A 19,681-nucleotide genomic window follows, 5' to 3' on the forward strand; every position below is an offset into this window, starting at 1 on the left:
GTACGTGGATGTCGTGATGCAATGCAGCCATGGGGCGTCGGCGGGGACTGGTCGTCGCACTGGCGGTCGCGGTCACCGCCGGTGTCGGCGCGGTCTGGTACGGGTTGGGCACGGCGGCTGTGCCGGACGGCACGATCGCGGCCCAGCCGTCTCCCCCGGACTCACCGTCCCCTTCGCCGTCCCGTTCGCCATCGCCATCGCCATCGCCGTCGCCGACGCCCTCGCCGGTGGTCACCGCGGTCCCGGCGAGCGGCACCGGGAAGTTCGACTACAGCGCCGTCGCGGGCGAGCCGACCGGCGGGGCCGGACGGCTGGTGCGGTACACGGTCGCCACCGAACAGGGTTCAGGGGTCGATCCGGAGGAGTTCGCGGTGGCGGTGCACGCGACGCTGGGAGATCCGAGAAGCTGGATCGCCGGTGGCCGGGTCTCCTTCCAGCGGGTGCCCGGCGGGCAGCCGAGCGAGCTGACCGTGCACCTGGCGACCCCCGCCACGACCGACTCGATGTGCGCGAGGCGGGGCGTGCGCACCCGCGGCGAGGTCTCCTGCCGCGGCGGGCGCGACGTGATCATCAACCTGAAGCGGTGGCAGCTCGGCGTCCCCTGGTATCCGGTGCTCGGCGACTACCGGGACATGGTCGTCAACCACGAGGTCGGTCACTTCCTCGGCAACGGCCACGCGGTCTGCCCGCGCAAGGGCGCGCCGGCGCCGGTGATGGCGCGGCAGACGTTCGGTCTCGAGGGATGCGAGCGGAACCCGTGGCCGTACCCGGACGGCAGGACGTTTGTGACGGGACCGCCCGCACCGCGGTGATCAGGTCGTTCGTCGGCCATCGGTGAGAAATCAGGTGCAGAGGGCAACGTTCGCCGGTTTCATCGCGTCATTCCCGATATACCGGACGGCAAGGTGTAGGGGGTGACCGGCATGACTCGTGCGGAGCACGACCGTCGCAGGCGGCAGATGAACCGGCGGATCCGCGAGGTGCTCGCGGTGCGCCGCCTGCTGGCCGCCCTGGGCCCACAGGTCGAACCCCCGGATCCCTCAACGCACGAGCGCTGAGGCCGGTTACGGCGTCCCGCGCGGCCTTATGCGCCTGCCGTCAGCCAGCGCCGCACCACGTCGGCGCCCTCGACGATCTTGTCGAGCTCGACGTGCTCGTCCTGCTTGTGGGCGAGGTTCGGGTCGCCGGGGCCGTAGTTGAGCGCCGGGACGCCGAGGGTCGCGAACCTGGCCACGTCGGTCCAGCCGAGCTTCGCCCGCGGCGGCTGCCCGATCGCGGCGAGGAACTCCCGGGCCGCCGGCGCGTCCAGGCCCGGCAGCGCGCCCGGCGCCGAGTCGACGATCTCCAACTCGAAGCCGGCGAGCACCTCCCGTACATGAGCGGCGGCCTGCTCCTCGGAGCGGTCGGGCGCGAACCGGAAGTTGACCTCGACCACGCACTCGTCGGGGATCACGTTGCCCGCGACGCCGCCGCCGATCCGGACCGCGTTCAGCCCCTCGCGGAACTCACAGCCGTCGATGACGACCGTGCGCGGCTCGTACACCTGAAGGCTCCGCAGAATCGGCGCGGCCTTGTGGATCGCGTTGTCGCCGAGCCAGGAACGGGCCGAGTGCGCGCGCCGGCCGGTGGTGCGGGCGAGGACCCGCAGCGTGCCCTGGCAGCCCGCCTCGACGAGGCCGTGCGTCGGCTCCAGCAGCAGCGCGAACGACGCGTCGGTCAGCAGCTCCGGCCGCTTGTCGGCGAGGATCTTCAGCCCGTTGCGCGCCGAGTCGACCTCCTCGCACTCGTAGAAGACGTAGGTGACGTCGTGGCGGGGCGCCTGCTCGGTGACCGCGAGGTGCAGCGCGATCGCCGTGCCCGACTTCATGTCCGACGTGCCGCAGCCGTGCATGAGGCCGCCCTCGGTGCGCGACGGCCAGTTGTCGTTGAGCGGGACCGTGTCGAGGTGCCCGGCGAGCACGACGCGCTCCGGCCGGCCCAGCTCGGTGCGCGCGACGATCGTGTGCCCGAAGCGCTCCACCTTCAGCCCCGTGCCGACGAGTGCGTGCTGGACCTGGTCGGCGATCTCCGCCTCGTCGCCGGACACCGACTCGATGTCGACGAGGGCTCGGGTCAGGGCCACCGGGTCTTCGAGCACGTCACGCGTCAGCATGCCCATACCCTAGATGCGGTAGCGTTCGGTCACGTGACGACCGCCTACATCGACTCCCCCGCCTGGGGACTTGGCCTGGCCACCGTGGCCTCCTCGGGTCAGGTCCTGGACGCCTGGTTCCCCACCGGTCACCTCGGCCTCGGCGCGCTTCCGGCCGAGGTGCCGGCGCTCGCCCCGACCGGCGCGGCGCCGCTGCCGTCGCTGTCCGTCGAGGTGGTCCGGGTCGAGATCGGCTCCCTGGGCGACGCACCGGCCTCCACCGCCGACGCCTACCTGCGGCTGCACCTGCTCTCGCACCGGCTCATCCAGCCGCACCAGGCCAACCTCGACGGGCAGTTCGGGCTGCTCGCCAACGTCGCGTGGACCTCCGCCGGCCCGTGCCTGCCCGACCAGGTCGACGAGCTGCGGCTGGCCGAGCGTCTCGCGGGGCGCCGGCTCAACGTCTTCGGCATCGACAAGTTCCCGCGCATGGTCGACTACGTCACGCCGTCCGGTGTCCGCATCGCCGACGCGGACCGGGTGCGCCTGGGCGCCCACCTGGCCCCCGGCACGACCGTCATGCACGAGGGCTTCGTCAACTTCAACGCCGGCACCCTGGGCACCTCGATGGTGGAGGGCCGCATCTCCGCGGGCGTCGTGGTCGGCGACGGCACCGACGTCGGCGGCGGCTCCTCGATCATGGGCACGCTCTCCGGTGGCGGCAAAGAGGTGATCCGGCTGGGCGAGCGCTGCCTGCTGGGCGCCAACGCGGGCATCGGCATCTCGCTCGGCGACGACTGCGTCGTCGAGGCGGGCTGCTACATCACCGCCGGCTCGAAGCTCACCCTGCCCGACGACCGGGTCGTGAAGGCGCGCGAGCTGTCCGGCATGTCCAACCTGCTGTTCATCCGCAACTCGGTCTCGGGCCGTCTGGAGGTCCGCGAGCGGGCGGGCCGCGGCATCGAGCTGAACGCCGCACTGCACGCCAACTGACTTCCCCATGATCCGGTAGAGAAATCGCCGCTCTGGCGACAACATCTCTACCGGATCATGGGAATCGGCCTTACTGCAGGCGCTTCACCGCTTCGGTGACGCGCTCGTCGGTCGCGGTTAGGGCGGCCCGGACGTGCCGGCTGCCCTCCGGGCCGTAGAACGCGCCGGGCGCGGTCAGGATGCCGCGCTCCGCCAGCCAGGCCACCGTGTCCCAGGAGTCCTCGTCGCGGGTCAGCCACAGGTACAGGCCGGCCTCGGAGTGCTCGACGGTGAACCCCGCCGCGGTGAACGCCTCGCGCAGGGCCGCACGGCGGCCGGCATAGCGGTCGCGCTGCTCCTGGACGTGCGCCTCGTCGCCGAGGGCCGCCACCATCGCCGCCTGGACCGGGGCGGGGACGATCATGCCGGCGTGCTTGCGGACGGCGAGCAGCTCGTCGACCAGGGCGGGGTCGCCGGCGACGAAGCCCGCGCGATACCCGGCCAGGTTGGAGCGCTTCGACAGCGAGTGCACCGCGAGGACGTTGTCGAAGCGACCGTCGCAGACCGACAGGATCGAGACCGGCTCGGCCTCCCACGGCAGCGGCAGGTAGCACTCGTCGCTGGCCACGACGGCGCCGCGCTCGCGGGCCCAGTCGACGACCTTGCGCAGGTGGGCGGCTGGCAGCACGCGACCGGTCGGGTTGGACGGCGAGTTGACCCACACGAGGCGGACCCGCGCCGGGCCGAGCGCCGTCAGCGAGTCGGACCGCACCACGGTCGCGCCGGTGAGCTGCACGCCGGCCTCATACGTCGGGTAGCAGACCGGCGGGATGACCACGGTGTCGCCGGGCCCGAGCCCGAGCAGCGTCGGCAGCCACGCGACCAGCTCCTTCGAGCCGATCGTCGGCAGCACGCCGAAGCCGTCGCCGGCCGGCGCGCACCACTGGGTCACCCAGGCGCGGATCGCGACCCGCAGCTGCGGGGTGCCGGCGGTCAGCGGATAGCCGGGCGAGTCCGACGCCGCCGCCAGGGCAGCACGGATCGCCGCGGGCACCGGATCGACGGGCGTGCCGATCGACAGGTCGATCAGCCCGTCGGGGTGCTCTGCGGCTCTGGCCTTCGCCGGCTCCAGGCGGTCCCACGGGAAGTCCGGAAGCCCGGCGGCGAGCGAGCGCCGGGCGGCGGGACTTCCCGTGTGCGAGACGATGCCGGTCAGTGGTCGTGCTCCTGCGGCGGCAGGCCGGCGACGAACGTCGCGTCCTTCTCGACCTTCCCGACCTTCGACGCGCCACCGGGCGAGCCCAGCTCGTCGAAGAACGAGTAGTTCGCGCCGACGAAGTCCTTCCACTTCTCCGGGACGTCGTCCTCGTAGAAGATCGCCTCGACCGGGCACACCGGCTCGCAGGCACCACAGTCGACGCACTCATCCGGGTGGATGTAGAGCATGCGGTTGCCCTCGTAGATGCAGTCGACAGGGCACTCCTCGATGCACGCCTTGTCGAGCAGGTCCACGCAAGGTTCGGCGATGATGTATGTCACGGGTCGCCCTCTTTCGCACCTGAGGCTGCCAACGTGGTTGGCGAACCCCGCCGCATCCCTACCGCGGCGGTACGAGCCTAGTATCCCGCCGTTCTGGAGGTGCAGCGTGCTCGGTCCACAGCATGTGGGAAGTCGGGTCGTCGTGCGCCGCATCGTGGGACAGCGCGGCGATCGACCCCTCTACTCGGACATTCTGGGCCGACTCGTCGAGATCACCGAGACGCATCTCACAGTGCGTGGGCGGACCGGCGCCGTCCGCGTTCCAATCGCTGAGATCCACAGGGCCAAGCCCGTGCCCGACCGGCGCCGCCTCACGCCCACCGAGTCCCTGGAGGTCGCCGCCGCGGCCGGCTGGCCCGCGGGCGAGCGCGACCAGCTCGGCGACTGGCTCCTGCGCGCCACCGACGGCTGGACCATGCGCGGCAACTCGGCCCTCCCGGTCGGCGACCCCGACCTGCCGCTGCCCGATGCCGTCGACGCGGTTTCGCGCTGGTACGAGCAGCGCGCCCTCCCGCCGGCGATGAGCGTCCCGCTGCCGCTCTTCCAGCGCATCGACGACGAGCTCGACCGCCGGGGCTGGACCCCGATGCCGCTGACGCTGCTCATGACCGCCCGCCTCGCCGACCTGCCGGCCGCCGCCGATCCGCAGGTGACGCTCGACGCCTCGCCGTCGGACGAGTGGCTGACCGCCGTCGCCGGCCGGAAGGGCCCGCTGCCCCCCTCCGCCCGCGGCGTCCTCACCGGCGTGGCGGCCGTCCGGTTCGCCTCGCTGCGCGACCCGGCCGGCGCCCTGCTGGCCACCGGCCGGGGCTGCGTCGCCGACCCCGACGGCCGCTGGCTGGGCCTGTCCCTGATCGGCACCGACGAACACGCCCGGCGCCAGGGCCTCGCCCGGCGCGTCCTCGGCACCCTGACCGCGTGGGCCATGGAAGCCGGCGCCACCGACGCCTACCTGCAGGTGGAGCAGCGCAACACGGGGGCGGTCGCCCTGTACGAGAAGCTCGGCTTCACCACGCACCACGTCTACCAGACACGGGTCCTGCCCACCGGCTGACTGGTCACGGCGTCCCAGATCGAGCCGTCGTCCTTCGATCTTGATCCAGGCAGCGAAGCCGGACGGCGGGCGGGCGAAGCTGCGCGAGTTACCGGGCACGCCGCCGCGCCGTCCCCACGACTGTCTCACAGCCGGCTGGCGACGGGCACCAGAGCCGTCGGCTTGCGGGCCGCCGGCCACATCGCCGGGCAGGGCGAGGGCGGGTCGGCTAGCGACGGACGATGCGGCGGGGCTTGGTGCCGGCGCGGTCGATGTACCGCTTCCACGACTGCGACCGGTAGTCCCAGCCGAGCGTCATCAGCGCGAGCACGCCCAGAACCGCGCCGATGGCGGAGAGGCCGACGAAGTAGAAGAACTGACGGAAGACGAGCCCGACGCCGTCGCCGAACGGGGTGGCGCCCGACACGAACGGCCCGACCAGCACCGCGAGCACGCACGCGGACACCACGGCGATGCCCAGGTCGGCCACGAGGCGGAGCATGGGGTGGCGGCGCCCGTACCAGAACGCGACGGGGATCATCACGGCACCGACCGCGAACAGCGCCCACAGGCCGATCGTGACCTGCTTGTCGTCGTCGTTGCCGGCGGCGAACCGCACGACCAGCCGCGCGACGACGTTGACGAGGAAGAGTCCCCCGGCGATGAGGCCGACCGGCAGCCAACGCTCCTTCATCACAAGCCTCCGCTGATGTTCGCTCCCCGTGCGCCGCCGAGGGTCACGGACGGTGCGGGAACGTGTCTACCTTTCCCACGCTCTGTGGCGCAAGAGGCGTTGCCTTCGAGTTCGCTGAGCCCGCGACCCGCTGCCGCAGCGCCGTGACGTAGATGCCGATCGCGAACGCCAGCGGCCCCGCGAACAGCGTCAGCAGCCCTACCCAGTTGTCGTTGGTGATGAGCAGGTCACCCTCGGTGGTGCGACCCGCCGCCAAGATCCAAACAACGCACCAGGCACCCGCCGGCAGCAGCGCCGCGAACCGCCGGCCCGTCGTCGTGAACGCGAACCACCCGAGCATCGGATTCGTCACCAGCGCCAGCACCAGCGCGAGCGGGATCCGCATGTTGCTCGTCCCGGTGCCGGACAGCCCGAGGTCGGACACCCGCAACGGCGCCAGGAACGCCTCGAACACCGCCAGCGCCACCGCCAGCAGCACCGCGACGACCAGCCCGCCGATCGTGATCACGATGTCGAGCGGCCCGCCGGCCACCTCGGGCTTCGGCGCCTCTTCGCCACCGGGCACGGCGAACCCACTGCCGGGCGCATAGGGCTCCACCCCGCCGCCCGGACCGTCCCCACCGACCTCGGGAGCACTGGCACCGCCCGCCCCCGGACCCTTGCCAAGCACGGGTCCACCAACCGCCGTGTCGCCGCCGGCCGGACCGCCCTCGGCGGCACTGACATCACCCGCTGCCGGACTCCTGCCGAGCACGGGTCCGCCACCGACCGCCGGACCGTCCCCGACCACCGGACCGTCCCCTGCCGGGCCGCTCCCGGCCGCCGCCGCAGCAGCGCTGTCGCTCGCCGGGCCGCTCCCCTTCGCCGGAGCACCGTCGCCCGCCGGGCCGCTCCCGGCCGCGGCAGCGCTGGCGCCCGCCGCGGTGGCGTCGGCGCCCGCCGCGGTGGCGTCGGCGCCCGCCGGCTTGGACAGGTCTGCCCGCGCGGCGCCGGACTGGCCGGCGCGCGGTGCGGTCACCGCCTTCCGCTTCGTCACGACGCCGCGGTCTCCAGCTGCGGGGCGGGCGCCTCGATGTCCAGGCCCGCGAACAGGTCCTCTTCCCAGCCGTGCGGCCCCACGCCGGGACCCTTCACGCCACGGGCGAGCTGGTAATACTCCACGCCCATGAACTCGGCGCCGAAATTGCCGGCGATCGCGAACAGCCACGACGTCGGCGGGATCTGCGTCGCGTGTGCGCGCAGCGCGGCGGTCTTCTCCTCGGCGAACTCGTGCCCGTCGAGGCGGGCCGCGATCTCGTGGTCGGCGGTGCCGAAGGGCAGGTCCTCGGGCTTCTCCACGTCGGCGAACGGGTTGTCCGAAGAGTCGCGGAACTCCCGCATGCCGGCCTCCAGGACGCTGCGTGGGACCGCGGTCCAGTAGACCTTCGTGGGCGCGATGCCCTCGGCGTCGGCCAGCTCGACGGCCCGCATCAGCACCCGGTGCGCCTGGATGTGGTCGGGGTGGCCGTAGAAGCCATTGGGGTCATAGGTGACGGCGACCTGCGGGCGGATCTCGCGGATCACCTCCAGCAGCTCGGTCGCGGCCGCGTCGAGGTCGGCGCCCCAGAACGCGCGGGGGTGATCGTTCTGCGGGGTGCCCATCATCCCGGAGTCGCGATAGCGCCCGGCGCCGCCGAGGAACCGGTGGTCGGTGACCCCGAGCCGGCGGCACGCCTCCTCCAGCTCCGCGATGCGATAGCCGCCGAGCTGGTCGGCCGCACCCGCGGCGAGCCCGGCGAGCTCGGGCCGGTGGATCTCGCCCTCCTCACCGAGCGTGCAGGTGATCAGGGTGACGTGCGCGCCGGCGGCCGCATAGTGGGCCATCGTCGCGCCGGTCCCCATCGACTCGTCGTCGGGGTGCGCATGGACGAAAAGGATGCTCCGAGCACTCACAGCGCCAACTCTACGACGTGCGTATGACACTTCCCCCGCGGCGCGGCGCCGGTGGAGCATGACAATCGGGCCGCTTCGGGTAAACATTCCGGGGTGGACTATCCGGAGTTGGCCGCGCGCACCCGACGCTTCTCCTATGGCGCTCCGCGCGCCGTGACGGTGACCTCGGACGGGGCGCGGGTGGTGTTCCTGCGCTCGTCAGGCCCCGAGGACAGCCGCGACGCCCTGTGGGTGTTCGACGTGGCTGACAGGGCGGAGCGGCTCCTCGCCGACCCCGCCGTCCTCCTGAGCGTCGAAGCCGACCTTCCGCCCGCGGAGCGGGCCCTGCGCGAGCGGCTGCGGCTGTCGGCGGGCGGCATCGGCTCGTACGCCATGGACAGTGCCGGCGTGATGGCCGTCTTTCCGCTCGGGGGGCGCCTCTTCCGGGTGGACCTGCTGACCGGTGACCTCACGGAGCTGCGCACGGCCGGGCCCGCCGTCGATCCGCGACCGGATCCGGCAGGGCAGCGGGTGGCGTACGTGACGGGCGGCGCACTCCGTGTGATCGAGCCCGACGGGACCGACGCGGTGCTGGCCGGCGAGGAGGGCGTGACCTGGGGCCTCGCGGAGTTCATCGGCGCGGAGGAGTTCCACCGCTTCCGGGGCTACTGGTGGTCGCCGGACGGCCGCAGCATCCTGACCGCCCGGGTCGACGAGTCGCGGGTGCCGCGCTGGCACCTGCATGACCCGTCGCAGCCGGACCAGCCGCCGACGACGGTGGCGTACCCGCACGCCGGCGCGACCAACGCGAAGGTCACCCTGCACGTGCTGGACCTGGACGGCGGCTGGGTGGACGTGCACTGGGACCGGGAGACGTACCCGTACCTGGTGGAGGCCTCGTGGACCGAGCAGGGCGGCCCGCTGCTCACGGTGCTGCGCCGCCTGCAGCAGCACGGCCTGGTGATCGCGGTCGACCCGCGGACCGGTGAGACGCAGGTGCACGCCGAGCTCGCCGACCCGCGCTGGGTCGAGCCGGTCCCCGGCACCCCGCAGCACCTGGCCGACGGCCGGGTCCTCGTCGGCGGCGAGCTCGCGCACGACGGCTACGACGCGCGCTGCCTGTTCGCCGACGGCAGCCTGCTGACGCCGGCCGACCTGTACGTGCGGCGCGTCGCCGGCCGTCTCGCCGGCGACCTCATCGTCGAGGCCAGCGAGGGCGAGCCAAGCGAGCAGCACGTGTTCCGCGTCCCCGTCTCGCACGCCGGAGCGCAGGCGCAGCGGCTCACCTCCGAGCCGGGCTGGCACGTCGCGCACGCGGCCGCCCGCACGGTGGTGATCGGGTCGCAGACGCTGGAGCACGCCGGCTGGCAGTATACCATCCGCCACGACGACGCAGAGATCGGCACCATCGCGTCGCTCGCCGCGACACCGCCCTTCGCCCCGAGGCCGGTGCTGGAGCGGGTCACCGACCGGAGGCTGCCCACCGCCGTGCTCTACCCGCGCGGGCACGTCGCCGGGCGGAAGCTGCCGGTCCTCGTGGCGATCTACGGCGGGCCGGGCCATCAGGAGGTCGTCGCGGCGCGGGCCCGCTGGCTGGAGAAGCAGTGGTGGGCCGACGCCGGGTTCGCCGTCGTCACGATCGACAACCGGGGCACCCCCGGGGTGTCGCCGACGTTCGAGAAGTCGATCCACCGGCGCTTCTCCGACGTCATCCTCACCGACCAGGCCGACGCCCTGCAGGCGCTCTCGGAGAAGCACCCCGACCTGGACCTGGACCGGGTCGCGATCCGCGGCTGGTCGTTCGGCGGCTGGCTGTCGGCGCTGGCGGTGCTGCGCCGCCCGGACGTCTACCACTGTGCGGTCGTCGGCGCACCGGTCACCGACTGGGCGCTGTACGACACCGCTTACACGGAGCGTTACCTGGGGCTGCCCGCGGACGCGCCGGAGGTGTACAGCCACAACTCGCTGATCGAGCTGGCCGCCGAGCCGCCGGTGCGCCCGGAGGACGCCCGGCCGATGCTGCTCGTGCACGGCCTCGTCGACGACAACGTGGTCGCCGCGCACACGCTGCGCCTGTCGGCGGCGCTGCTCGCCGCGGGCCGGCCGCACTCGATGATCCCGCTGACCGGCGCGACGCACATGGCCGCGGGCGGGCTGGCGGAGAAGCTGCTGCGCATCGAGCTGGACTTCATCCGGCGATCCGTATCCTGACGTCGCCGCCGAGGCGGCCCTCCTTCGGTTCCCTGGTCACCGCGCCGCTCTGCAGCAGCGCGGTGACCACCTTGACGGCGTCGGCGGCGCGGTACACCGTCTCCGTGAGGGCGAACCGCTTCAGCTCGGTGACGGACCTGTCGCCCCCGCGCAGGTAGGTCAGGAGCTCGCGCCGCAGCGCGCCCGGGTTCGGGTCGAGGGTGATGTCCATGAGGTGACCCTCGGGGTCATTGGGGTCGCGGTACCGGACGCCGGCGTACTCGTCGAGGGCCCACATCTCGTTCTTGAACGCCTCGAGGCTCTTCGCCGACCGCGTGCCGAAGCCGATCGTCCGCTCCGCCTGCGGTCCGACCAGCGTCACCGCGGTGGTGAGCTCGAAGTCCCGCAACCGGTCCCGCGGCACATCTACGGTGATCACCTCGGCGGGCCTGGCGTCGGCGACGACCGCCGGGTCGATCCCCTCGATCATGGACAGCAGCGGGCCGGACCTCGCGCCGAGCGCCTTCAGCAGCACCGCCACGTCGCCGGACATGACGTGCACCGACAGCTCAGCCGGTGTCCGCAGCTCACGTTGTACGGCGCTGAGCCGCTGCTCCAGTCCCTTCGCCGCCGTGACGTACAGCAGTGTCAGCCGCTTTCTGGACAACCGGTCTCCGAACTCGGCGCACGCCCTCAGGGCCGCCTCCGCGATGTCACCGTCCAGCTCCGTCGCGGAGCCGTGCAGGAACGTCGCCCCGTGCGGCGAGTGCACCGCCCCCGGCACCCAGAGGTCGAGGTAGCGCACGAGCAATTCGCGGGTGACACCGGCGATCGACATGCTCTCTTTCTACGGCAGGCGTAGCGTTTCCGGCATGACCGCGCTTCTCGACAGCGACGAGGTGACCACCGCCCTCGCCCACCTCAACGGCTGGGCCGGCGACACATCCGGCATCGAACGCTCGGTGAAGGCCGGGACGTTCCTCGACGGCATCCGGCTGGTGGCCGAGGTGGCCCACGTGGCCGAGCAGGCCGACCACCACCCCGACATCGACATCCGTTGGCGGACGGTGACCTTCCGCCTGGTCACCCACAGTGAAGGCGGCGTGACCAGTAGGGACATCGCCCTCGCCGGCCAGATCAACGACCTGATCGGATAGGCGCTTTCGTTCCGGGCCCGAAAAATGTCGTAGCGGGTCGGTAGTGTCCAACCATGACCCACTTCGACGTGGCAAGTGCGGCGGTTGAAGCGGCCCTCGCGGCCGGGGCTCGGTATGCCGACGCGCGGGTGATGCACCGGCGGTCCGAGTCGATGAGCGCGCGCAACGGCGCGATCGAGGACCTGAGCCAATCCGAGGACGCCGGCGTCGGCGTGCGGGCGCTGGTCGGGTCGAGCTGGGGGTTCTTCGCCCTGCCCGACCTGGGGCGCGACGCCGCGCGGCGGGCGGGTGAGCGGGCCACGGCGATCGCGCGGGCGTCGGCGTCGGTGCCCGGGCCGCCCGTGGACCTGGTGGAGATCGAGGCCCGCACCGACTCGTGGGCGAGCGCGTGCGAGGTCGACCCGCTGAGCGTGGCGCTGTCGACGAAGGGCGACCTGCTGACGGGCGCGACGGCGGAGGCGCACAAGGGCGGCGCCGACATCGCCGAGGGGCTGTATCAGATCTGGGACACGCGCAAGTGGTTCGTGTCGTCGCAGGGGCACCGCATCGACCAGCACATCCGCGAAGCGGGGGCGGGCATCTCCGCGACGGTGATCGGCGACGGGGAGACGCAGCGCAGGTCCTATCCGTCGTATCGCGGGCAGTATGGGACGAGGGGCTGGGAGCTGGTCGACGAGCTCGACCTGACGGCGCACGCCGCCCGGATCGCCGACGAGGCGCGGGCGCTGCTGTCGGCGCCGCAGTGCCCGGCCGGCGAGACGACCCTGATCCTGGGCAGCGAGCAGATGGCGTTGCAGATCCACGAGTCGGTGGGGCACGCGATCGAGCTGGACCGGATCCTGGGGTGGGAGGCGGCGTTCGCGGGGACCAGCTGGCTCGACCTGGCGCAGCTCGGCCGGCTGCGCTACGGCTCCGAGCTCATGAACATCACGATCGACCCGACGATCCCGGGTGCGCTCGGCTCGTTCGGCTATGACGACGAGGGGACGCCGGCGCAGCCGCGGCACGCGGTCCGCGACGGGATCTGGGTGGGCACCCTGGCCGGCCGGGAGTCGGCGGCGGTCGCGGGCCTGGACTATGCGGGCAGCGTGCGGGCCGACGGCTGGGCGCGGCTGCCGATGGTGCGCATGACGAATGTCGGGCTGACCCCCGGGCCGCACACCCTCGAGGAGATGATCGCCGAGACCGCCGACGGCGTGCTGATGGACCTCAACCGGTCCTGGTCGATCGACGACAAGCGGCTCAACTTCCAGTTCGGCTGCGAGGTCGGCTGGGAGGTCAAGGACGGCAAGCTCGGGCGGATGCTGCGCAACCCGACCTACACCGGCATCGGGCCGAAGTTCTGGGGCTCGATGGACATGCTGGGCTCGGAGACGACGGCGTGGGGCACGCCCAACTGCGGCAAGGGCCAGCCGGGCCAGATCGGGCACACGGGCCATCCGGCCTCGGCGGCCCGGTTCCAAAACGTGCGGGTGGGGGTCAGGGGATGAGCGGCCAGCGGAGCGGCTCGGGCCGCGAATCAGCATGGCAGGTTGGCTCAGGCCGACGCCGGAGCGCAGCGGAGGTGGCGGCATGAGCGAGACCGATCTCGCCGAGCGGATCCTGAAGCTGGTCGGCGACGGCATCGACGCCGAGGTGCTGGTGGGCCGGTCGGCGGTGGCGCTGACCAGGTTCGCCAATTCGTACATCCACCAGAACGTCGCCGACGAGACCACGGAGGTGCGGCTCAGGCTGCACGCCGACGGGCGGACCGCGACGGCGACCAGCACGGTCGTCAAGGGCATCGAGGGCATCGAGGACTTCGTCCAGCGCACGGTGGCCGGGATGCGGCTCGCCCCGGCCGACCCGACCTGGCCGGGCCTGGCCCCGCCGGCACCCGTCGCCTTCGGTGGCAACGTCGACGAGGCGACCGCGGCGGCGTCGCCGGACGACCGGGCGGCGAGGGTGCGGGCGTTCGTCGACGAGGCGGCCGGGCTGGAGGCGGCGGGGTATTGCCGCACGTCGTCGACCCGGGTCGTCTACGCCAACTCCGCCGGCCAGCACGTCACAGGCGGCAGGACGGGCGCGGCGATGGACGGCATCGCGCGGACCGCGACGTCGGACGGCCTGGCCCGGCTCGCGTCGGTGCGCCTCGCCGACCTCGACGGCGCGGTCCTGGGGGCCAGGGCGGCGGCGAAGGCCAGGGCCGGCGTCGACCCCGTGGAGCTGCCGCCGGGGCGGTATGAGGTGGTGCTGGAGCCGACGGCCGTCGCCGACGTGCTGCAGTTCCTCGCGATGTATGGCTTCAACGCCAAGATGGTCCAGGACCGCCAGTCGTTCCTGGAGCTGGGCGCGGCCCAGTTCGACCCCGCGGTGACGCTGGTCGAGGACGCGACGGCGGCCGACTCGACGGTGCTGCCGTTCGACGTGGAGGGCACCCCGCGGCAGCGGGTCGTCCTGGTCGACGCGGGCGTGTCGACCGCCCTCGTGCACGACCGGCGCACGGCCGCGAAGGCGGGCGCGACCTCGACGGGCCACGCGATCCCGGGCGGCGCCAGCTTCGGCGCGGTGCCTTCGAGCCTGCGGCTGCTCGCGCACGACGGACCCGCACCGGTCGAGGTCGACGGCCCGGCCGCCGACTCGGGCGTGGCGGGCCTGGTCGCCGGCGTGGAGCGCGGCCTCCTGGTGACCGACAACCACTACACCCGCGTCCTGGACCCGCGCACCCTGGTCGTCACCGGCCTGACGCGCAACGGCGTCTGGCTCATCGAGGACGGCGTGGTGACCACCCCGGTGCGCAACTTCCGCTTCACCCAGTCCTACCCGCAGGCCCTGGCCCCCGGCGCCGTGCTGGGCGTCGGCCCACGCGCCGTCGAGCTGCCGGGCGCCTGGTCGGAGTCGGGCGCGTCCGCCCCGGCGCTGCGCCTCGCTTCGTGGAACTACACCGGCGGCGCCTCTGGCTGACGCCCTCAGACCTCGCGCCCCTCGCACCCCCGACTCCGCACCGCCGCCCGGACGCACCGCCGCCGAACGCACCGCCGCTGGGCGTATGGCTGGGGACGGCATGCCCTCGAAGCGGCGGAGGCCGGAGGGGCGCTGCGTGCCCTCGACGCGCCGCAGCGCCAGGCAGACCGGCGTCGATCGGTCCCGTGCGGAGCCGGGAAGTTCCTCACGCCACCGAGCCTCAGCGCGGAACTGCCCGCAACCACGTCTTCAGAGCGCATCCCGGAACGGCATATCTCGAAGCGGCGGCCAGGCGGGCGCCGCATGCCCCCGACGCGCCGCGACGCCTCGGCAGGCCAGCCTCGATCGGTCCCGTGCGGAGTCGGGAAGTTCCTCGAGCCGCCGAGCCTCAGCGCGGAACTGCCCGCAACCACGTCTTCAGAGCGCATCCCGGAACGGCATATCTCGAAGCGGCGGCCAGGCGGGCGCCGCATGCCCCCGACGCGCCGCGACGCCTCGGCAGGCCAGCCTCGATCGGTCCCGTGCGGAGTCGGGAAGTTCCTCGGGCCACCGAGCCCAACGTGGGACTGCCGGCAACCGCGTCCGGGATGAACGCCCCGTGTGGCTCCGACGTGGACGCGGCCTGTCTGACTTGCCGGTGGCCAGCGGGTGGGTCGCAGAGTCAGGACGGGCCGCGCGCCGCCGAGCCCAGCGACGAACCGCTGGCAGGCACGTCCACAGTGAACGCCAGTGCAGGTCCGGCATGAACCGCCCGACCCTCCCGGCAGCCTGCAGACGAGCCGCGGAGTCAGAACCGACGACCACGTCCGCAGGTGAACGGCCCGTGCGGCTCCGATGTGGACGCGGCCTGTCTGACGTGCCAGTGAGAACGGAGAGGACGGGTCCGGTCGGTGCCGTGACTCGGGGCGGCGCGTTGCTGGTGGGTGGCGGGGCGGGGTGATCTTGGCGGGCGGGTGGGCCCGGTGTGGAAAATGCCACTGCTGGCGGCGGGGTGCGGGTGGGCGGTGCCGGCGGCTCGGGAGGGGTGGAAGACAGGGGGCGGTTCGGTGGGTGTCTGGATGAGGGCGGTCAGGAACGCGGCGGCGGTGGGCGGGGCGGCGGCGCAGCGGCCGGTTCAGTGAGGGCGGCCACTTCATTGGGCCTTGAGCTGGGACGATGCGACTGCGGAGGGGTGGGGCTGGGCGGGCGGGGCGTTGCTGCGGCGGGTTGGGGTACGGAGGGGTGAAGGGCGGGTGAAAGGTGGCGGGCGGGGACACGTAAGTGGCGGGGTGCGGGCTGGAAAATCGGTGGTTAGGCCTGTGGGTGAGGGCGATCACTAGGCCGGATGCGTTCCGGCGTAACGTGTGCACCGACCACAGATCGGTACATCGGCCCGTCCAGGGAGCAACCACCATGACGACCACGCCGGCCAGGCTTCGGTCAGCCTCGGGCGCGGGGCCCCGCGCAGCGATCAGCGAGAAAACGTTGCGGACGGACAGGTGGTGGCTGCAGCCGCTGCTGGTGTTCCTCGGTCTCGGGGCCTTCGTGGTCTACGGCCTGGTCCGCGCCATCATGAACGACTACTACTGGGCGGGTGCCGAGCACTACCTCGCGCCGTTCTATTCGCCCTGCCTGACGCAGAGCTGCGTGGAAGGGTCGAGCCACTTCCTCGGCCAGCCGATCCCGCAGCTGCCGTCGTGGATGTCGCCGGCGATGATCATTCTGGTGCTGCCCGGCGGGTTCCGGCTGACCTGCTACTACTACCGCAAGGCGTACTACCGCTCGTTCTGGCTGTCGCCGCCGGCGTGCGCGGTCCCGGACGGTCACAAGACCTACTCCGGTGAGACCCGCTTCCCGCTGATCTTCCAGAACATCCACCGGTACTTCTTCTACGCCGCGATCCTGGTCGGCTCGGTCCTGACGTACGACGCGGTCATCGCCTGGCACGGCAAGGACGGCGGCGTCGGCATGGGGCTCGGCACGCTGATCCTGGCGGTCAACGCGGTGCTGATCTGGGCGTACACGCTGGGCTGCCACTCGTGCCGGAACATCATCGGCGGGCGGCTCAAGCACTTCTCGAAGCACCCGGTGCGGTACCGCGCCTGGGGGCTCGTCTCGAAGCTGAACGCCAAGCACCAGCAGTACGCGTGGGCATCGCTGTTCTCGGTGATCATCGCCGACGCCTACGTGATGGCGGTCTCGGCCGAATGGATCACCGACTTCCGGTTCTTCAACTGAGGACACAACCCATGACGAACATCGAGCGACACACGTACGACGTCGTGGTCATCGGCGCCGGCGGCGCCGGGCTGCGGGCGGCGATCGAGGCTCGGCTCGCCGGCAAGAAGACCGCCATCATCTCCAAGTCGCTGTTCGGCAAGGCGCACACCGTCATGGCCGAGGGCGGCGCGGCCGCGGCGATGGGCAACGTCAACTCGCGGGACAACTGGCAGGTCCACTTCCGCGACACGATGCGCGGCGGGAAGTTCCTCAACAACTTCCGGATGGCAGAGCTGCACGCCAAGGAGGCCCCGGACCGGATCTGGGAGCTGGAGACCTACGGCGCGCTGTTCGACCGCACCAAGGACGGCAAGATCAGCCAGCGGAACTTCGGCGGCCACGAGTACCCGCGGCTGGCGCACGTCGGTGACCGGACGGGCCTGGAGCTGATCCGCACGCTGCAGCAGAAGATCGTGTCGCTGCAGCAGGAGGACTTCGCCGAGCACGGCGACTACGAGGCCCGGATCCGGGTCTTCCAGGAGTGCACGATCACGGAGCTGTTCGTCGAGGACGGCGCGGTGTCCGGCGCGTTCGGCTACTACCGCGAGTCGGGCGAGTTCGTGCTGTTCGAGAGCTCGGCGATCGTGCTCGCGACGGGCGGCGTCGGCAAGTCGTACAAGGTGACCTCCAACTCCTGGGAGTACACCGGCGACGGGCACGCGCTGGCGCTGCGTACCGGCGCGACGCTGATCAACATGGAGTTCCTGCAGTTCCATCCGACCGGCATGGTCTGGCCGCCGTCGGTCAAGGGCATCCTGGTGACCGAGTCGGTGCGTGGCGACGGTGGCGTGCTGCGCAACACCGAGGGCAAGCGGTTCATGTTCGAGTACGTGCCGGACGTGTTCCGCAAGCAGTACGCGGACACCGAGGAGGAGGCCGACCGCTGGTACTCCGACCCGGACAACAACCGGCGCCCCCCGGAGCTGCTGCCCCGTGACGAGGTCGCCCGGGCGATCAACAGCGAGGTCAAGGCGGGCCGCGGCACGAAGGCGGGCGGCGTGCTGCTCGACATCGCCAGCCGGCTGCCGGCCGAGCAGGTCCGTAAGCGGCTGCCGTCGATGTACCACCAGTTCAAGGAGCTGGCGGACGTCGACATCACGAAGCAGCCGATGGAGGTCGGCCCGACCTGCCACTACGTGATGGGTGGCATCGAGGTCGACGCGGACACGACCGCCGCCGCGGTGGCGGGGCTGTTCGCCGCCGGCGAGGTGTCCGGCGGCATGCACGGCTCCAACCGGCTCGGCGGCAACTCGCTGTCGGACCTGCTGGTGTTCGGCAAGCGGGCCGGTGAGCACGCGGCCGCGCACGCCGAGCGGATCGGCCGGCGCAAGCCATCCGCCGCCGCGGTCGACGCGGCCGTCGAGACGGCCCTGGCGCCGCTCGCGCGGGCAGACGCCGGGGAGAACCCGTACACGCTGCACCACGACCTGCAGGAGATCATGGGCGTCCTCGTCGGCATCATCCGGCGCGACGGCGAGCTGCGGGAGTCGATCACCCGGTTGGCGGAGCTCAAGGAGCGCGTCAAGAAGGTCGGGGTGAGCGGCGGCCGCCGGTACAACCCGGGCTGGCACCTGGCGCTGGACCTCCGCAACATGCTCATCGTGTCGGAGTGCACCGCGAAGGCGGCGCTGGAGCGCACCGAGTCGCGCGGCGGGCACACCCGCGAGGACTTCCCGAAGATGGACCCGAAGTGGCGCCAGGTGAACCTGGTCTGCTCGCTCGACGGCGAGGACGTCCGGCTGGAGCACAAGCCGCTGCCGGTCATGCGCCCTGAGCTGCAGGGCCTGTTCGACCGGAGCGAGCTCGCCAAGTACATGACCGACGAGGAGCTGTGATGGGCACCAAACGCCACTTCCGCGTCTGGCGCGGCGACGACACCGGCGGCTCGCTGGAGGACTTCCAGGTCGAGGTCAACGAGGGTGAGGTCGTGCTCGACGTCATCCACCGGCTGCAGGCCACCCAGACGCCCGACCTGGCCGTGCGGTGGAACTGCAAGGCCGGCAAGTGCGGCTCCTGCTCGATGGAGATCAACGGCAAGCCGCGGCTGGGCTGCATGACGCGGATGTCGACGTTCGACGACACCGAGACGGTCACGGTGACGCCGCTGCGGACGTTCCCGGTGATCCGCGACCTCGTCACCAACGTCAACTTCAACTACCAGAAGGCCCGCGAGCTGCCCGCGTTCGCCCCGCCGGCCGGCGTCGAGCCCGGCGAGTACCGGATGCAGCAGGTCGACGTGGAGCGCTCGCAGGAGTTCCGCAAGTGCATCGAGTGCTTCCTATGCCAGAACGTGTGTCACGTCATCCGTGACCACGAGGAGAACAAGCCCGCGTTCTCCGGGCCGCGCTTCTTCATCCGGGCCGCCGAGCTGGACATGCACCCGCTCGACGCCCGCGACGACCGCAAGGAGATGGCGCAGGCCGAGCAGGGTCTGGGCTACTGCAACATCACCAAGTGCTGCACCGAAGTCTGCCCCGAGCACATCAAAATCACTGACAATGCGATCATCCCGATGAAGGAACGTGTTGTCGATCGGAGGTACGACCCGGTGACCTGGCTCGGACGCAAGATCTTCCGTCGTGACCAGCTGGACGAGCCCGTGCCGGCGCGCGCCACGACGACCACCGCAAAGGGGGACCTGCCGGTGTCCGACACCAGCAGCAACTGGCACCAGGAGGGTCCCGTGGCGCAGGAGGCGCCGGTCGGCGCCGACGGCAAGCTCGTGGTCGCGGAGCTCACCCTGGACCGGGCGGCGGCCGGCTCGCCGTTCGGCGACGACCAGGTGTTCCCGCTGCCGCCGGAGCAGCTGCGCTACCAGCACCCGTCGCCGCCCTCCGGCGACGGCCACTAGA

The 19,681-nt window shown here is 72.0% G+C and carries 18 protein-coding genes; 11 read left to right on the forward strand and 7 right to left on the reverse strand.

Annotation, left to right across the window (positions count from 1 at the left end; genetic code table 11):
- Positions 1-29 precede the first annotated feature (29 nt).
- Positions 30-812 carry a DUF3152 domain-containing protein gene (locus tag ABD332_RS21220; RefSeq protein WP_344503736.1) on the forward strand — a complete coding sequence of 261 codons (783 nt, stop codon included), beginning with the start codon at positions 30-32 and terminating at the stop codon, positions 810-812.
- 111 nt (positions 813-923) lie between these two features.
- Complete coding sequence (locus ABD332_RS21225) at positions 924-1,058, forward strand: hypothetical protein (RefSeq protein WP_344503737.1); 135 nt, start codon at positions 924-926, stop codon at positions 1,056-1,058.
- A gap of 26 nt (positions 1,059-1,084) precedes the next feature.
- Here ABD332_RS21225 and dapE read toward each other — a convergent pair whose 3' ends face one another.
- Positions 1,085-2,152, reverse strand: coding sequence for a succinyl-diaminopimelate desuccinylase (dapE, locus tag ABD332_RS21230; protein WP_344503738.1), 1,068 nt, complete (start codon positions 2,150-2,152; stop codon positions 1,085-1,087).
- Between the two features lie 33 nt (positions 2,153-2,185).
- Between dapE and dapD the strand changes: the two genes are divergently transcribed.
- Positions 2,186-3,124 carry a 2,3,4,5-tetrahydropyridine-2,6-dicarboxylate N-succinyltransferase gene (gene dapD / locus ABD332_RS21235; protein ID WP_344503739.1) on the forward strand — a complete coding sequence of 313 codons (939 nt, stop codon included), beginning with the start codon at positions 2,186-2,188 and terminating at the stop codon, positions 3,122-3,124.
- 70 nt (positions 3,125-3,194) lie between these two features.
- On the opposite strand, the gene dapC is transcribed toward dapD, so the two are convergent.
- Together dapC and fdxA are read right to left on the reverse strand one after the other, a co-directional pair.
- The gene (gene dapC / locus ABD332_RS21240) at positions 3,195-4,319 is read right to left on the reverse strand and encodes a succinyldiaminopimelate transaminase (RefSeq protein WP_425552274.1); all 1,125 of its coding nucleotides are present in this window, start codon (positions 4,317-4,319) and stop codon (positions 3,195-3,197) included.
- Positions 4,316-4,642, reverse strand: coding sequence for a ferredoxin (gene fdxA, locus ABD332_RS21245; RefSeq protein WP_344503740.1), 327 nt, complete (start codon positions 4,640-4,642; stop codon positions 4,316-4,318). Before fdxA ends, dapC begins: the two co-directional genes overlap by 4 nt.
- 106 nt (positions 4,643-4,748) lie before the next feature.
- On the opposite strand from fdxA, the gene ABD332_RS21250 reads away from it, so the two are divergent.
- Positions 4,749-5,696 (forward strand): GNAT family N-acetyltransferase, encoded by a 948-nt coding sequence (locus ABD332_RS21250; protein WP_344503741.1) that lies wholly within the window; start codon positions 4,749-4,751, stop codon positions 5,694-5,696.
- A 208-nt stretch (positions 5,697-5,904) separates the two neighbouring features.
- Here the strand turns inward: ABD332_RS21250 and ABD332_RS21255 are convergent, their stop codons facing one another.
- From ABD332_RS21255 to mshB, 3 genes are read right to left on the reverse strand one after another with little or no spacing between them, the layout of a single operon-like run.
- Positions 5,905-6,369 carry a hypothetical protein gene (locus ABD332_RS21255; protein WP_344503742.1) on the reverse strand — a complete coding sequence of 155 codons (465 nt, stop codon included), beginning with the start codon at positions 6,367-6,369 and terminating at the stop codon, positions 5,905-5,907.
- Between the two features lie 43 nt (positions 6,370-6,412).
- Positions 6,413-7,405 carry a hypothetical protein gene (locus ABD332_RS21260; protein ID WP_344503743.1) on the reverse strand — a complete coding sequence of 331 codons (993 nt, stop codon included), beginning with the start codon at positions 7,403-7,405 and terminating at the stop codon, positions 6,413-6,415.
- Positions 7,402-8,250 (reverse strand): N-acetyl-1-D-myo-inositol-2-amino-2-deoxy-alpha-D-glucopyranoside deacetylase, encoded by an 849-nt coding sequence (gene mshB, locus ABD332_RS21265; protein ID WP_425552275.1) that lies wholly within the window; start codon positions 8,248-8,250, stop codon positions 7,402-7,404. Before mshB ends, ABD332_RS21260 begins: the two co-directional genes overlap by 4 nt.
- A 144-nt stretch (positions 8,251-8,394) precedes the next feature.
- Between mshB and ABD332_RS21270 the strand changes: the two genes are divergently transcribed.
- On the forward strand, positions 8,395-10,491 hold the full coding sequence (locus ABD332_RS21270) for a S9 family peptidase (protein WP_344503745.1): 2,097 nt from the start codon (positions 8,395-8,397) through the stop codon (positions 10,489-10,491).
- Here the strand turns inward: ABD332_RS21270 and ABD332_RS21275 are convergent.
- A complete protein-coding gene (locus ABD332_RS21275) occupies positions 10,469-11,308 on the reverse strand; it encodes a hypothetical protein (RefSeq protein WP_344503746.1) in 840 nt (279 codons plus the stop codon). The two genes, ABD332_RS21270 and ABD332_RS21275, sit on opposite strands and share 23 nt — an antisense overlap.
- A 34-nt stretch (positions 11,309-11,342) precedes the next feature.
- Between ABD332_RS21275 and ABD332_RS21280 the strand changes: the two genes are divergently transcribed.
- The 6 genes from ABD332_RS21280 (at position 11,343) to ABD332_RS21305 (ending at position 19,680) form a co-directional block, all read left to right on the forward strand.
- Positions 11,343-11,627 carry a 4a-hydroxytetrahydrobiopterin dehydratase gene (locus ABD332_RS21280; RefSeq protein ID WP_344503747.1) on the forward strand — a complete coding sequence of 95 codons (285 nt, stop codon included), beginning with the start codon at positions 11,343-11,345 and terminating at the stop codon, positions 11,625-11,627.
- Between the two features lie 53 nt (positions 11,628-11,680).
- Positions 11,681-13,117: a TldD/PmbA family protein gene (locus ABD332_RS21285; protein ID WP_344503748.1), complete on the forward strand. Its 1,437-nt coding sequence runs from the start codon at positions 11,681-11,683 to the stop codon at positions 13,115-13,117.
- An 82-nt stretch (positions 13,118-13,199) separates the two neighbouring features.
- Positions 13,200-14,570, forward strand: coding sequence for a TldD/PmbA family protein (locus tag ABD332_RS21290; RefSeq protein ID WP_344503749.1), 1,371 nt, complete (start codon positions 13,200-13,202; stop codon positions 14,568-14,570).
- A 1,392-nt stretch (positions 14,571-15,962) separates the two neighbouring features.
- Positions 15,963-16,787, forward strand: a complete 825-nt coding sequence (locus ABD332_RS21295) for a hypothetical protein (RefSeq protein WP_344503750.1) — start codon at positions 15,963-15,965, stop codon at positions 16,785-16,787.
- Positions 16,788-16,798: 11 nt separating this feature from the next.
- Positions 16,799-18,664 carry a fumarate reductase/succinate dehydrogenase flavoprotein subunit gene (locus ABD332_RS21300; RefSeq protein ID WP_344503751.1) on the forward strand — a complete coding sequence of 622 codons (1,866 nt, stop codon included), beginning with the start codon at positions 16,799-16,801 and terminating at the stop codon, positions 18,662-18,664.
- Entirely contained in the window at positions 18,664-19,680 is a 1,017-nt protein-coding gene (locus ABD332_RS21305) for a succinate dehydrogenase/fumarate reductase iron-sulfur subunit (RefSeq protein WP_344503752.1), read from the forward strand. The genes ABD332_RS21300 and ABD332_RS21305 overlap by 1 nt, the downstream gene beginning before the upstream one ends.
- The last annotated feature ends 1 nt before the right edge of the window (position 19,681 follow it).

Source organism: Dactylosporangium maewongense (assembly GCF_039531485.1).
Lineage (GTDB): Bacteria > Actinomycetota > Actinomycetes > Mycobacteriales > Micromonosporaceae > Dactylosporangium > Dactylosporangium maewongense.

Bases quoted from the DNA above. Each gene is read 5' to 3' on its own strand.
- ABD332_RS21225 (WP_344503737.1), top strand. From the start codon at position 924: ATGACTCGTGCGGAGCACGACCGTCGCAGGCGGCAGATGAACCGGCGG.
- ABD332_RS21295 (WP_344503750.1), top strand. From the start codon at position 15,963: ATGACGACCACGCCGGCCAGGCTTCGGTCAGCCTCGGGCGCGGGGCCC.
- ABD332_RS21290 (WP_344503749.1), top strand. From the start codon at position 13,200: ATGAGCGAGACCGATCTCGCCGAGCGGATCCTGAAGCTGGTCGGCGAC.
- ABD332_RS21275 (WP_344503746.1), bottom strand. From the start codon at position 11,308: ATGTCGATCGCCGGTGTCACCCGCGAATTGCTCGTGCGCTACCTCGAC.
- ABD332_RS21285 (WP_344503748.1), top strand. From the start codon at position 11,681: ATGACCCACTTCGACGTGGCAAGTGCGGCGGTTGAAGCGGCCCTCGCG.
- ABD332_RS21300 (WP_344503751.1), top strand. From the start codon at position 16,799: ATGACGAACATCGAGCGACACACGTACGACGTCGTGGTCATCGGCGCC.
- ABD332_RS21220 (WP_344503736.1), top strand. From the start codon at position 30: ATGGGGCGTCGGCGGGGACTGGTCGTCGCACTGGCGGTCGCGGTCACC.
- mshB (WP_425552275.1), bottom strand. From the start codon at position 8,250: ATGGGGACCGGCGCGACGATGGCCCACTATGCGGCCGCCGGCGCGCAC.
- ABD332_RS21280 (WP_344503747.1), top strand. From the start codon at position 11,343: ATGACCGCGCTTCTCGACAGCGACGAGGTGACCACCGCCCTCGCCCAC.
- dapE (WP_344503738.1), bottom strand. From the start codon at position 2,152: ATGCTGACGCGTGACGTGCTCGAAGACCCGGTGGCCCTGACCCGAGCC.
- ABD332_RS21305 (WP_344503752.1), top strand. From the start codon at position 18,664: ATGGGCACCAAACGCCACTTCCGCGTCTGGCGCGGCGACGACACCGGC.
- ABD332_RS21255 (WP_344503742.1), bottom strand. From the start codon at position 6,369: ATGAAGGAGCGTTGGCTGCCGGTCGGCCTCATCGCCGGGGGACTCTTC.